At 60.0% G+C, this 14214-nt stretch carries 11 protein-coding genes and 2 tRNA genes; 11 read left to right on the forward strand and 2 right to left on the reverse strand.

The window, feature by feature from the left end:
- Positions 1–180: 180 nt before the first annotated feature.
- From ACSPX5_RS18905 to ychF, 8 genes are all read left to right on the forward strand, one after another.
- Positions 181–1905: a tetratricopeptide repeat protein gene (locus ACSPX5_RS18905; RefSeq protein WP_169431909.1), complete on the forward strand. Its 1725-nt coding sequence runs from the start codon at positions 181–183 to the stop codon at positions 1903–1905.
- A gap of 3 nt (positions 1906–1908) precedes the next feature.
- Positions 1909–2526, forward strand: a complete 618-nt coding sequence (gene lolB, locus ACSPX5_RS18910; protein ID WP_439820075.1) for a lipoprotein insertase outer membrane protein LolB — start codon at positions 1909–1911, stop codon at positions 2524–2526.
- Between the two features lie 2 nt (positions 2527–2528).
- A complete protein-coding gene (gene ispE / locus ACSPX5_RS18915) occupies positions 2529–3380 on the forward strand; it encodes a 4-(cytidine 5'-diphospho)-2-C-methyl-D-erythritol kinase (protein ID WP_207867260.1) in 852 nt (283 codons plus the stop codon).
- A gap of 37 nt (positions 3381–3417) precedes the next feature.
- A tRNA-Gln gene (locus tag ACSPX5_RS18920) sits at positions 3418–3492 on the forward strand.
- Between the two features lie 45 nt (positions 3493–3537).
- A complete protein-coding gene (locus ACSPX5_RS18925; protein WP_003171603.1) occupies positions 3538–4479 on the forward strand; it encodes a ribose-phosphate pyrophosphokinase in 942 nt (313 codons plus the stop codon).
- A 141-nt stretch (positions 4480–4620) separates the two neighbouring features.
- A complete protein-coding gene (locus tag ACSPX5_RS18930) occupies positions 4621–5223 on the forward strand; it encodes a 50S ribosomal protein L25/general stress protein Ctc (RefSeq protein WP_169431912.1) in 603 nt (200 codons plus the stop codon).
- 171 nt (positions 5224–5394) lie between these two features.
- Positions 5395–5979, forward strand: coding sequence for an aminoacyl-tRNA hydrolase (gene pth / locus ACSPX5_RS18935; protein WP_007951726.1), 585 nt, complete (start codon positions 5395–5397; stop codon positions 5977–5979).
- A gap of 22 nt (positions 5980–6001) precedes the next feature.
- Positions 6002–7102, forward strand: coding sequence for a redox-regulated ATPase YchF (gene ychF / locus ACSPX5_RS18940; protein ID WP_085709288.1), 1101 nt, complete (start codon positions 6002–6004; stop codon positions 7100–7102).
- 63 nt (positions 7103–7165) lie between these two features.
- Here ychF and ACSPX5_RS18945 read toward each other — a convergent pair whose 3' ends face one another.
- Positions 7166–8383, reverse strand: coding sequence for an MFS transporter (locus ACSPX5_RS18945; RefSeq protein ID WP_439820076.1), 1218 nt, complete (start codon positions 8381–8383; stop codon positions 7166–7168).
- Positions 8384–8716: 333 nt separating this feature from the next.
- Between ACSPX5_RS18945 and ACSPX5_RS18950 the strand changes: the two genes are divergently transcribed.
- Positions 8717–10774: a methyl-accepting chemotaxis protein gene (locus tag ACSPX5_RS18950; RefSeq protein WP_439820077.1), complete on the forward strand. Its 2058-nt coding sequence runs from the start codon at positions 8717–8719 to the stop codon at positions 10772–10774.
- Positions 10775–10889: 115 nt separating this feature from the next.
- A tRNA-Met gene (locus tag ACSPX5_RS18955) sits at positions 10890–10966 on the forward strand.
- Between the two features lie 84 nt (positions 10967–11050).
- On the opposite strand, the gene ACSPX5_RS18960 is transcribed toward ACSPX5_RS18955, so the two are convergent.
- Positions 11051–12151 (reverse strand): M14 family metallopeptidase, encoded by a 1101-nt coding sequence (locus ACSPX5_RS18960; protein WP_439820078.1) that lies wholly within the window; start codon positions 12149–12151, stop codon positions 11051–11053.
- Between the two features lie 155 nt (positions 12152–12306).
- Here ACSPX5_RS18960 and ggt point away from each other — a divergent pair, with 155 nt between their 5' ends.
- Entirely contained in the window at positions 12307–14139 is a 1833-nt protein-coding gene (ggt, locus tag ACSPX5_RS18965) for a gamma-glutamyltransferase (protein WP_439820079.1), read from the forward strand.
- Positions 14140–14214: the final 75 nt, after the last annotated feature.

Raw genomic sequence — 14214 nt, forward strand, 5'->3', positions numbered from 1 at the left:
AAGGTCGCTGATGGTGACGTGAAGCCGGCAATTGTCCTACTTCGTCAGATTCAGAACAACTACCGCTGACTATTGTCCCAATTGCCGGCCCCTATAATGGCCACAATCGAGACTCGGTTATGTTTGGCCGAAGGCTTGTGTCATGATGATCCGACCGCAGGTTAGTCGTCCTCTTCCCATATGAATAGATCTTCCGCGTTGCTCCTTGCTTTTGTCTTCCTCAGCGGCTGCCAGGCCTTGGCCCCCGTTTCGCACGATGGCGCCCCGCCGGTCGAAGACACCACGCCAGCCCCTGAAAAGCCCAAGGTGTACAGCTCGTTCAGCGAGGAAACGGTTTTCAGCCTGCTGAGCGCCGAACTCGCCGGCCAGCGCAATCGTTTCGATATTGCCCTGGACAACTACGTGACCCAGGCGATCAACACTCAGGATCCGGGCGTTTCCGAGCGGGCGTTCCGTATTGCCGAGTACCTGGGCGCGGATCAACCGGCACTGGATACGGCGCTGATCTGGGCGAAAAATGCTCCCGACGACCTCGAAGCGCAACGCGCCGCCGCCGTGCAACTGGCACGCGCCGGGCGTTATGACGACTCGATGGTCTACATGGAGAAAGTCCTGCAGGGCAAGGGCGACACCCATTTCGACTTCCTCGCGCTGTCGGCCGCCGACACCGATCAGGAAACCCGCAACGGTCTGATGAAGAGTTTCGACCGTCTGCTGCAGCGTCACCCGCACAACAATCAGCTGATTTTCGGCAAGGCCCTGCTGATGCAGCAGGACGGCGATACCAAAGGTGCGCTGACCCTGCTTGAAGACAATCCACCGGACGACGGCGAAATCGCCCCGATCCTGCTGCGTGCCCGTCTGCTGCAAGGGCTGAACCGTGGCGACGAAGCCCTGCCGTTGCTGCAGAAGAACATCAAGAAATATCCGGAAGACAAGCGCCTGCGCCTGACTTACGCGCGGATGCTGGTGGAACAGGACCGGATGGACGACGCCAAGGTCGAGTTCTCCACGCTGGTCCAGCAATACCCGGAAGACGACGAACTGCGTTACTCCCTGGCGCTGGTCTGCCTGGAAGCCAAGGCCTGGGACGAGGCCAAGGGTTATCTGGAAGACCTGATCGCCCGTGAAAGCCACGTCGACTCGGCCCACCTGAACCTGGGTCGCATCGCCGAAGAACGCAACGACCCGCAAGGCGCGCTGATCGAGTACGCCCAGGTCGGCCCGGGTAACGACTATCTGCCGGCGCAACTGCGTCAGGCCGATATTCTGATGAACAACGGCAAGACCGCCGAAGCCCAGAGCAAACTGGCCGCCGAACGTGATGCGCAGCCGGATTACGCGATCCAGCTGTACCTGATCGAAGCCGAGACCCTGTCCGCCAACAATCAGGGCGACAAGGCCTGGAAAACCCTGCAACAGGCGTTGCTGCAATACCCGGACGATCTGAATCTGCTCTACACCCGGGCCATGCAGGCGGAAAAACGCAATGACCTGGGGCAGATGGAAAAAGACCTGCGCCTGATCATCAAACGCGACCCGGACAACGCCATGGCGCTCAACGCCCTTGGCTACACCCTGTCCGACCGCACGACTCGCTACGCCGAAGCCAAGACACTGATCGAGCAGGCTCACCAGATCAACCCGGAAGACCCGGCGGTACTCGACAGCCTCGGTTGGGTGAATTTCCGCATGGGCAACCTGGATGACGCGGAGAAATATCTGCGTCAGGCGCTGGAGCGCTTCCCTGATCACGAAGTCGCCGCGCATCTGGGCGAAGTGCTGTGGGCCAAGGGCAAGCAGCGCGAAGCGAAACAAATCTGGGGCAAGTTCCTCAAGGACCAGCCTGACAGCACTATCCTGCGCAGCACCATCAAGCGCCTGACCGGATCCGAGACTCTTTAACTCATGTTTTTGCGCCACGTCATCGTTTTCAGCTTCATCGCCCTGCTCGCCGGTTGCGCGGGCTTCGGCGCCCGCGAATCCGTCGAAGGCCATGGCAGCCCGGCACAATGGGCCGCGAACAAACAGCAGCTGACCGGTCTCGATGGCTGGCAGATCGACGGCAAGATCGGTATCCGCGCCCCGAAAGACTCCGGCAGCGGCACGCTGTTCTGGCTGCAACGCCAGGATTACTACGACATCCGCCTGTCCGGCCCGCTGGGTCGTGGCGCAGCACGACTGACCGGTCGCCCGGGCAAGGTCTCGCTGGAAGTCGCCAACCAGGGCCGCTACGACGCGCAGTCCCCGGAAGCCCTGCTGGAAGAACAGCTCGGCTGGAAGTTGCCGGTATCGAACCTGGCCTGGTGGGTCCGCGGCCTGCCGGCTCCGGCCAGCAAAAGCCGCCTCACACTCGATGCCGACAGTCGCCTGGCCAATCTGGAACAGGACGGCTGGCAGGTCGAGTACCTCGGTTATGCCGAACAGAACGGTTACTGGCTGCCCGAGCGGATCAAGCTGCACGGCACCGACCTGGACGTGACGCTGGTCATCAAGACCTGGCAACCGCGCAAATTGGGGCAATAAGCATGACCGCTCCACGCCTGACGCTGCCTTCTCCGGCCAAACTCAATCTGATGCTGCACATTCTCGGTCGCCGTGAAGACGGTTATCACGAATTGCAGACAATTTTTCAGTTCCTCGATTACGGCGACGAAATCACCTTCGCCGTGCGTGACGATGGCGTGATTCGCCTGCACACCGAATTCGACGGCGTGCCTCACGACAGCAATCTGATCGTGCGCGCTGCGCAAAAACTTCAGGAACAATCCGGCTGCTCGCTCGGCATCGACATCTGGATCGACAAGATCCTGCCGATGGGCGGCGGCATCGGCGGCGGCAGCTCGAATGCGGCGACCACCCTGCTTGGTCTCAATCATTTGTGGCAACTGGGCTGGGACGACGATCGACTGGCCGCACTGGGCCTGAGCCTGGGTGCGGACGTCCCGGTCTTCGTGCGTGGGCACGCGGCATTCGCCGAGGGTGTCGGCGAGAAACTGACCCCGGTCGAGCCGGCCGAACCGTGGTATGTCGTGCTCGTTCCGCAAGTCTCTGTTAGTACGGCAGAAATTTTTTCAGATCCATTGTTGACACGTAACACGCCGCCCATTAAAGTGCGCCCCGTTCCCGAGGGAAACAGTCGAAATGACTGCTTGCCGGTGGTCTCGAGGCGTTATCCAGAAGTACGTAACGCATTGAATTTGTTAGGTAATTTTACCGAAGCAAAACTCACCGGAACTGGAAGTTGTGTGTTTGGGGGCTTCCCAAGCAAAGCTGAAGCTGATAAAGTCTCGGCCCTTCTGACAGAGACCCTTACAGGGTTTGTAGCGAAAGGAAGCAACGTTTCGATGTTGCATCGCAAGCTGCAAAGTCTGCTCTAAAGGAATCAAGTGCCCGGCACTTGAAAGCAACAGATACAGGGGCGTCGCCAAGCGGTAAGGCAGCAGGTTTTGATCCTGCCATGCGTTGGTTCGAATCCAGCCGCCCCTGCCATTTTCTATACTCATCCAGGTTACCCTCAGCCTCTAGGTACTGCGCGTGTCCAAGATGATGGTCTTTACGGGGAACGCTAACCCCGATCTGGCTCGGCGTGTCGTACGTCAGCTGCATATCCCTCTCGGTGACATCTCTGTCGGTAAATTTTCCGACGGCGAAATTACAGCCGAGATCAATGAAAACGTTCGCGGTAAAGACGTCTTCATTATTCAGCCGACTTGCGCTCCGACCAACGATAACCTGATGGAACTGGTAGTGATGGCTGACGCCTTCCGCCGCTCCTCGGCTACTCGTATCACTGCTGTTATTCCTTATTTTGGTTATGCCCGTCAGGATCGCCGTCCGCGTTCCGCACGTGTGGCCATCAGCGCGAAAGTCGTTGCTGACATGCTCACCGTAGTCGGCATCGACCGTGTTCTCACGGTTGATCTGCATGCTGACCAGATTCAGGGCTTCTTCGATATTCCGGTAGATAACATCTACGGCTCCCCGGTTCTGGTGGATGACATCGAAGATCAGCGCTTCGAGAACCTGATGATTGTGTCCCCGGACATTGGTGGCGTCGTGCGTGCACGAGCTGTTGCCAAATCCCTGGGCGTGGATCTCGGGATCATCGACAAACGCCGTGAGAAAGCCAATCACTCTGAAGTGATGCATATCATCGGTGATGTCGAAGGGCGTACCTGCATCCTGGTCGATGACATGGTCGATACCGCTGGCACTCTGTGCCACGCGGCCAAGGCCCTGAAAGAGCATGGCGCAGCCAAGGTCTTTGCCTACTGCACACACCCTGTGCTGTCGGGTCGGGCCATCGAGAATATCGAAAATTCCGTGCTGGACGAGCTGGTGGTCACTAACACCATCCCGCTGTCCGCCGCAGCACAAGCCTGTGCACGTATCCGTCAACTGGATATCGCACCGGTTGTTGCCGAAGCGGTTCGCCGCATCAGCAATGAAGAATCGATCAGCGCGATGTTCCGTTAAGGGCCCTGCCCTTCTCGAAATGTCTCGTTGACGAAAAGCGCCCCGCCCCGGCATCTCTGCCGGGGCGGGGCTTTTTTGCCCATACCGTGTTCGGCGCTGGTCGCAAACGCCACTCGGTCATGGCTATTTTGGAGATACAAAATGAACGATTTTACTTTGAATGCTGAACTGCGTTCCGACCTGGGGAAAGGTGCGAGCCGCCGCCTGCGTCGTCTCGCCTCCCTGGTTCCAGCTGTTGTTTACGGTGGCGACAAAGCCCCTGAATCCATCAGCATGCTGGCCAAAGAAGTTGCCAAACTGCTCGAAAACGAAGCTGCCTACAGCCACGTTATCGAACTGAACGTTGGTGGCACCAAGCAAAACGTGATCATCAAGGCTCTGCAACGTCACCCGGCCAAAGGCCACGTGATGCACGCTGACTTCGTCCGCGTTGTTGCCGGCAAGAAACTGACCGCAATCGTTCCTGTGCACTTCATCAACGAAGCTGCTCCAGTGAAGAAAGGCGGCGAGATCTCGCACGTTGTTGCTGAAATCGAAGTTTCCTGCGAAGCGAAAGACCTGCCTGAGTTCATCGAAGTCGACCTGGCTAACGCTGAAATCGGCACCATCGTTCACCTGTCGGACCTCAAAGCTCCTAAAGGTGTTGAATTCGTTGCTCTGGCACACGGCGATGACAAGGCTGTTGCCAACGTCCACGCTCCACGTGTTGCTCCAGAAGCTACCGAAGAAGGCGCAGCAGAGTAATTCACTCTGTCATGCCTGAGTGAGCAGGTAACATCGCGGACTGGAACGTAGCGAGAAAGCGGGCGGGAACGCGGAGTTTACATCCATGGTAAATGAGCATTTTTCGTCCACTTTCGCCGCCTTCCCTGATCGCGGCGATGTTATCCACCACTCAAAGGAAGGGCCCCTATCGTGACTGCCATCAAACTGATCGTTGGCCTGGGAAATCCAGGCGCTGAATACGAGCAGACCCGGCATAACGCAGGGGCCCTTTTTGTTGAGCGCATCGCCCACGCACAGAACGTGAATCTCGTGGCCGATCGCAAGTATTTCGGCCTGACCGGGCGTTTTTCGCATCAGGGTCAGGATGTTCGTCTGCTGATTCCCACCACCTACATGAACCGCAGCGGCCAGGCCGTGGCGGCACTCGCCGGTTTCTTCCGCATCAAGCCCGAAGAAATCCTGGTGGCGCACGACGAACTCGATCTGCCTCCGGGCGTCGCCAAACTCAAAGTCGGCGGCGGCCATGGCGGTCACAACGGGTTGCGCGACATCATTGCGCAATTGGGCAATCAGAATACGTTCCACCGCCTGCGGCTTGGCATCGGCCACCCGGGCGTCGCCAGTATGGTTTCAAATTTCGTCCTGGGTCGTGCGCCACGCGCCGAACAGGAAAAACTCGATGCCAGCATCGACTTTGCCCTCGGCGTGCTGCCGGATATCCTCGCCGGTGAATGGAACCGCGCGATGAAAAACCTGCACAGCCAGAAGGCCTGACTCTAATCCGAGGGGAAACACCATGGGATTCAATTGCGGCATCGTCGGCCTGCCTAACGTCGGCAAGTCCACCCTGTTCAACGCCCTGACCAAATCCGGGATCGCGGCCGAGAACTTCCCCTTCTGCACCATCGAGCCGAACAGCGGTATCGTGCCGATGCCGGATCCACGCCTGAACGCTCTGGCGGAAATCGTCAATCCGAAGCGCATCCTGCCGACCACCATGGAGTTCGTCGACATCGCAGGCCTGGTGGCCGGCGCGTCGAAAGGTGAAGGCCTGGGCAACAAGTTCCTGGCCAATATCCGTGAAACCGACGCGATCGCTCACGTGGTGCGCTGCTTCGAAGACGAGAACGTGATCCACGTTTCCAACAGCGTCGACCCGAAGCGCGACATCGAAATCATCGACCTGGAACTGATCTTCGCCGACCTCGACAGCTGCGAGAAGCAACTGCAGAAAGTCGCGCGCAACGCCAAGGGCGGTGACAAGGACGCGGTGGCCCAGAAGGCCCTGCTGGAGCAGTTGATCCCGCACTTCACCGAAGGCAAGCCTGCGCGCAGCCTGATGAAGAACATGAGCGCTGACGAGAAAGCGATCATCAAGGGCTTCCACCTGCTGACCACCAAGCCGGTCATGTACATCGCCAACGTCGCTGAAGACGGTTTCGAGAACAACCCGCACCTGGACGTGGTCAAGGCCATCGCCGAAGAAGAAGGCGCGATGGTCGTTCCGGTCTGCAACAAGATCGAAGCGGAAATCGCCGAGCTGGACGACGGCGAAGAGAAAGACATGTTCCTCGAGGCCCTGGGCCTGGAAGAGCCTGGCCTGAACCGCGTGATCCGCGCCGGCTACGAAATGCTGCACCTGCAGACCTACTTCACCGCCGGTGTCGAAGAAGTCCGCGCCTGGACCGTCCGCGTCGGTGCCACTGCACCGCAAGCCGCTGGCGTGATCCACACCGACTTCGAGAAAGGCTTCATCCGCGCCGAAGTTATCGCCTACAACGACTTCATCCAGTACAAGGGCGAAGCCGGCACCAAGGAAGCCGGTAAATGGCGTCTGGAAGGCAAGGACTACATCGTCAAGGACGGCGACGTAATGCACTTCCGCTTCAACGTGTAAAAGCTGCACCCATGAAAAAGCCGCGTTTGATACGCGGCTTTTTTGTGCCCGACATTCAGCCTGTCAGGCCTTTTGGGTTCTCGGCAGGAAGATCGCCAGCACCCCGAACAGCGGCAGGAACGAGCACAGGAAGTACACGTACTCGATGCCGTGAATGTCCGCCAGGTGCCCGAGCAACGCCGCACCAATCCCGCCAAAGCCGAACATCAGCCCGAAGAACACGCCGGCAATCATTCCGACATTGCCTGGCACCAGCTCCTGCGCGTATACCACGATCGCCGAAAACGCCGAAGCCAGGATGAAGCCGATCACCACGCTGAGGACACTGGTCCAGAACAGGTCGACATGCGGCATCAGCAAGGTAAACGGCGCCACACCAAGGATCGAGAACCAGATCACTGCCTTGCGCCCGATCTTGTCGCCAATCGGCCCGCCAAAGAATGTGCCCGCCGCCACCGCGCCGAGGAACAGGAACAGATGCAGCTGGGAACTTGCCACCGACAGGTCGAACTTCTCGATCAGGTAGAAGGTGAAGTAACTGGTCAGGCTGGCCATGTAGAAATACTTGGAGAACACCAGCAGCCCGAGCACCACCAGCGCGCTGATCACCCTGCCCTTCGACAGTCCATGAGTGGCGGCCTGGCCAGCCTTGAGCTTGAACAGGTTCAGGTGATGGGCGTACCAGCGGCTGATGCGATACAGCACGAACAGCGCAAACACCGCGAACAGTCCGAACCAAGCCACATTGCCCTGCCCGAAAGGAATGATGATCGCCGCCGCCAGTAACGGGCCGAATGCCGAACCGGCGTTACCACCGACCTGAAACGTCGATTGCGCCAGACCAAAACGTCCACCGGAGGCCAGCCGTGCAATACGAGAAGCTTCGGGGTGGAAGGTCGAAGAGCCAATGCCGATCAGCGCCGCCGCCAGCAAGATAAGAGGGAAACTGCCCACCATCGACATCATCACAATGCCGATCAGTGTGCACACGGAACCTGCCGGCAGCAGCCACGGTTTCGGGTGTCGGTCGGTGTGGAAACCGACCCACGGCTGCAACAGCGAAGCGGTCAATTGAAAGGTCAGGGTAATCAGGCCGACCTGGGTGAAACTCAGGCCATAGTTGGCCTTGAGCATCGGATAGATCGACGGCAGCACTGACTGGATCAGGTCGTTGATCAAATGCGCCAGCGCCACCGCGCCGATGATGCGCATCACCAGAGGACTGCTTTGGGGCGGAGCGGACGCCGACGCAGCGGCGGTCTGAACGTTGCTGATAGCCATGGGAGTTTCCGTACAGCAGATGGGTGCACGCAGGCAGGTGCGTCAATGTGCCATTTTTCGGTGCGCCAGCGCCATCCCCTTAGCCAGCTAACGAACTATTCCTCCATCGCGGCGCAAGTGATAGCGCAAAGCCATGGTCTGAATCTTGCCTTGCTTATCCGCTTGAACGCGGCGCCCTTACAAAGGGCATCGAGAATGGGAAGTTTCGCTACAGAGCCTGCCTACAGAGCGGGCAAGGGTGAACTTTCGAGGCCTTTTAGCAGGGCACCAATCCCGGTCGCAACGACCGCGATGCACGCCAATGGTGCGTGGTGTCCAGAGGAGTCATGAGGCATGCAGGCTTTTTTATCACCGGGGATCGGGCTGCTGGGGCGGTTTGGCTTCGCGCGTAAATTCCAGTTGTTGTTTCTGCTGTTTATCCTGCCATTGGCCGGCAGCTTGTTGATGATCGGCCAGGACTATCGCGAAAAACTCAATCTGATCGCTGGCGAACGTGCCGGCGTGCGGCAGTTGCTCGCCCTCGATGCACTCGACAATCTTCTTGCCGCCCAGCGTGATCGCGCTGCCCGCTGGCGCGCCACGGAAACCAACCGTCAGCCGACGCCCGCCACCCTCGCCGCCATGGCTGCATTCGATTCCGTGCAACCTGCGGTCGCTCAGGCCACACTGGATCTGGGTAACGCGTTGAAAGCCGAAGGTGCGGAAGGCGAAACCCTGGCCCGCTATCAAGCCCTGCAAACCGCGCTCGGCACTCTGGACTCCAAGAGCCTGGCCGGCGTCGGCTGGTGGCCGGACGGTTACGATCGCTTCACCAACGCCCTCAGCGCCCTGCAAGCATTGCGCGAACAAATCGCGATGGACAATCGCCTGATCCTCGCGCCGTGGCTGGAAACCTATCTGCTGACACAGATTTCCACCCAGCACGCACCAGACCTGATCGAACGGGTCGGCCGACTGGCAGCCGTCGGCCAAGCCTCTGTAGTGTCCGGTCAGTTCACTCTGCAAAGTCGCTTGCAACTGCGTGACCTGCGCAGCCGCATCGGCGATGCCCGCGAGCAGTTGGTGAAAACTGCGGGCCTGCTCGAAGCGCGCCTGCCGCCAGCCCTGCAAGGCTGGGCCGGGCAGTATCACGACAGCCTCAAGCAACTGGATACCGGATTGAAAGTGCTGGATGACGGCGTGTTCGGCGGCAGCATCAATCTCAAGCCAGACGAATTCGAGCGCACTCTCGATGCCCTGCTCGGCAACCTCGCCACGCTGCGCCAGCAATCGCTGGTGTCACTGGATCAGCGGCTGGACGACTACCATGGATCGGCGATTCGTCAGTTCATTATTGTCGCGGCGATTTTCGGTTGCCTGTTGCTGGCGGCACTGTACTTGTTCGTTTGCCTGCAAGCCTCGATCCGCCGCAGCGCCAGCGGCATCACGCTGCTCGCCGAAGCCTTGCGCGACGGTAATCTGAGCCTGCAAGTGCCGGTCGTGGGCCGTGATGAACTGGCGTCGATCAGCACCGCGCTCAACGTGGCTGTCGTGCAGTTGCGCACCAGCCTGTTGGGTGTCGATCACGAGACTTCGCAACTGAGCAATGCGGTGCGCAGCCTTAACGAGCACTCCAGTGGCGCCCTCAGCGAAGTGGAAGCACAGCAATTGCAGATCAGCCAGATCGCCGCAGCGGCCACGCAACTGGCGGCGACGTCTCAAGGTGTGGCGCAGAGTTGCGAACAGGCTTCCGGCAGCGCCCAGCACACCCGGCGCATCGCTGCCGACAGCAGCCGTGACAGCCAGCGCACCACGGCGAGCATTCAACAACTCAATCAGCGCTTGAACGAGACTGCAGCAGCGCTCGGTCGGGTCAGCGAGCAAGGGCAGCAGATTCAGTTGGTGGTCGACACCATTCGTGGCGTCGCCGAACAGACCAACCTGCTGGCGCTCAACGCCGCCATCGAGGCCGCTCGCGCTGGTGAACAGGGTCGCGGTTTTGCCGTGGTGGCCGACGAGGTACGCAGCCTGTCACAACGCACGCAATCGTCTACCGCACAGATTGCCGACACGGTCGACAGTCTGCGCAATACGGTCAACGAAGCGGTGAGCCTGATGGAAGCAGCGTGCGGCCAGGCGCAGTCGGATGCCGAAGCCGTCACCGGGCTGGGCGAACGCCTGGGGGAAATCGCCAGCGCCGTGCAGAGCGTCACCGACACCCTCGCCCAGATCGCCACGGCGGTCGAAGAACAGGCGAGCACCGCTGATGAGGTCAGCGGCAATATCCAGCAGGTGGATCAGGCGGCGGTTCGCCTGCTCGAAGGTGCTCGGGCGGTGAACCTTGCGGCGGACACGTTGAGTCAGGGCAGCCATGCCTTGAGTGCCAACACCGGAAGATTTCAGCTGCGTTGAAAGCCCCTCCCGCCCCGATTTTCGGCGCGGGAGGATAAGCGGTTGAAAATAAGAAGAAATATTTTGAATTTACGCTTGACGCTTTTCCATTTCAGGGGAATAATGCGCGCCACTTGGCTACATAGCTCAGTTGGTTAGAGCATAGCATTCATAATGCTGGGGTCCGGGGTTCAAGTCCCTGTGTAGCCACCAAGTACTAAAAACGGCTTACCGAAAGGTAGGCCGTTTTTTTATGCCTCGAGAAAAGTGCCGGCCATCACCAGCCCGCACATTCTTTTACTCGGCCAGTGCAGCCAGCCCTTTCGCCCAGATCTGCCGCGTGCGCAAACCGACCATCGCCCGCCAGTCCGGATCTGCCGGATAAAACTGCTCCAGCAGATTCAGTTTGATTTCGCGCCCCGTCGCATCCAGCGGATCGCCATGCAGATGCAGCCAGTGATCGTCGCGCAGGTAACGATGCACGTCCGGCCCCGGATAAGTCCCGCACTCGATCACGAATGGCATCAACTGCACATTCGGCAACGCATTGAGCAGTGCCTGCGAGGTGTAACCGGTAGCGGTCGCTGCAACACCGGTTTCGCTCAGGGTTTCGGCACCGGTATGCAGCGTGTAGAGCCACGGGCCGTAAATCGATTGCGCCCGGGACAACGCCGGATACGGTGCCTGGGTAATCGTCAGCAACATCGGATGGCCATACTCGCCGGCGCCGGTGTGCAGGTCGAAGCACATCACGGTTTCAGCACCGGCCAAATGATTCTCGATGATTGAATGTAGCGTGCGATTCGACCAGCTCGGCGCGAGTCCGCCAAAGAACAGGCCGTCGGGATGACTGTGCTGGCCGCCCTCGACAATCGACATGACGGCCGGCCAGCCGTGCTCGGCAATTTGCGCATCCAGCAAGGCATCAGCCTTTTGCCGCTCGGGGCCATTCAAATCGGTACAGACGTAGATCTCATGCAGCGCCGCGTAAGCGCGGTTGTCCGGGAGCGGTCGGCTGAAATCCAGGTGATTGCGGTTGAGGTCGATGTTGTCTTCGTTGACCCGCCGCAGCCATGCCGTGCCCCACGGGTTGATCAGGTGAATCATCACGACCGCGACATCCTTGGGCAGCGAGTCCGCCGTGAAATGCTTCAGCCAGTCGATCTGGCACTCCGAACCGTAATAGCCCTCAACCCCATGGGTGCCGCTGAGCGCCACCAGACGCCGTTTGGCCAATGGATCCCCCAGCACCGCGACGTCGGTACTCAAAGACTCGCCAAACGGCCCGTTGAGCGGATGCGCGTACGAATAGAGCATGGCACCGGCCACCTTCGCGGCGGCAAGAAATCGCTCGCGCTGTTCGCGGTAGCTGGGCTGTGTCGGAAATGCGTTGTGCATGGCGGCCTCTTGTTGATTGTTCTGGCTTCACTATTGGCTCTGACCCTACAGAAAATTCGCCAAGGCATGAAGGACAAACACACCGATGGTTTGCGTCCTGCACGGTCGGCCGATACAGTCCGTCAGACTTTTATCCCACGGACGGAGAGCCCCGCGTGTTTCCAGCCCTGCCCCTGAACCGCTTTCGCCTGCACGCCCTGACCCTGATCGTCAGCGCCATCACCCTCGCCGCCTGCAACGCACCGCCCTCCTCGACCTTGCCGCTGGCTCCGGAAGCCGCCTCCGGTTACCGCACCGGCCTGCGAGCCAGCCACGCCGAAAAACACATGGCCGCCGCTGCCAATCCGCTGGCCGCCGAAGCCGGTCGCGAGATGTTGCGTAAAGGTGGGTCGGCCATCGATGCAGCCATTGCGATGCAAGCCGTGTTGACCTTGGTCGAACCGCAATCCTCAGGAATCGGCGGCGGCGCGATGATCGTGCTGTGGGACGGCAAACAGGTGCGCACCTACGACGGTCGCGAAACCGCACCGGCCCGCGCGACCGAGAAGCTGTTTCTGCAGGCCGACGGCAAACCGATGCCGTTCCCGCAGGCGCAGATCGGTGGACGCTCTGTCGGCACGCCGGGCGTGATGCGTGCATTGGAACTGGCGCACAAAAAGCACGGCCGCTTGCCGTGGGCGACGTTGTTCGAGCCGGCAATCAAACTGGCCGAGCAGGGTTTTGCGATCTCCCCGCGCCTGCATTCGCTGCTGGAATCCGACCCGGTGATTCGCCGCTCGCCGGACATGGCCAGGTACTTTCTGAACAGCGATGGCAGCGTCAAAGCCGTCGGCACTCGCTTGCAGAATCCGGCGCTGGCCGCCGTGCTCAAACGCATCGCCACCGAAGGTGCGGACGCGCTGTACAAAGGCCCGATCGCCGAAGAAATCGTGGCCAAGGTTCAGGGCCACGCCAACCCCGGCAGCCTGTCACTGAACGACCTTCAGCACTATCAGGCCAAGGAGCGTGCGCCACTGTGCACCGATTACAAACGCTGGCAGGTTTGCGGGATGCCGCCACCGTCATCGGGCGGGATTGCAGTCGCGCAAATCCTCGGCACCTTGCAGGCACTGGAAACCCGAGATCCGCGTCTGTCCCTGACGCCGCTCAAGCCTGTAAAGACCGATAAGCCCGCCGGCATCGAACCTGCACCGCAAGCCGTGCACCTGATCGCCGAAGCCGAGCGTCTGGCCTACGCCGACCGCGCGCAATACGTAGCCGATACCGACTTCGTGCCGGTACCGGTCAAAGGCCTGGTCGATCCGGGTTACCTGGCCAGCCGCGCCAGCCTGATCAGCGAACGCAGCATGGGCAGCGCCAAACCCGGTACACCGCCGGGCATACAGGTTGCCTATGCGCCGGATCGCTCGCCGCTGCGCATTTCCACCTCGCAAGTGGTGGCGGTCGATGACTTCGGTGGTGCCGTGTCGATGACCACCACCATCGAAGCGGCATTCGGCTCGCATCTGATGGTTCAGGGCTTCCTCCTCAACAACCAGATGACCGACTTCTCGTTCATCCCCGAAGAGAACGGACAGAAAGTCGCCAACCGCGTGGAGCCCGGCAAACGCCCGCGCTCGTCGATGGCACCGACCCTGATCTTCGACCGCAACAGCGGCGAATTCGTCGCCACCGTTGGCTCTCCCGGCGGCTCGCAGATCATCGAATACGTGGCCAAAACCACCGTCGGCCTGCTCGACTGGAACCTCGACCCGCAAACCGCCATCAGCCTGCCCAACTTCGGCAGCCGCAACGGCCCGACAGAACTGGAGCAGGGCCAGTTCAGCCCGACGCTGATCCAGGCACTCAAGGACAAGGGCCATACCGTCAACGAAATCGACATGACCAGCGGCACCCAGGCCATCGTGCGGGTCAAGGATGCTGCGGGGAAGGCAACGCTGTCAGGTGGGGCAGATCCTCGGCGCGAAGGAGTAGCGTTGGGGGATTGAATTAACGCTGCCAACTGAAAAAGGCTTACCGAGAGGTAAGCCTTTTTTGTATTGCAACATCCGGCCATGACTTGT

It is taken from the genome of Pseudomonas sp. HLG18 (assembly GCF_051903985.1).
Classification (GTDB): Bacteria; Pseudomonadota; Gammaproteobacteria; order Pseudomonadales; family Pseudomonadaceae; genus Aquipseudomonas; species Aquipseudomonas fluorescens_BT.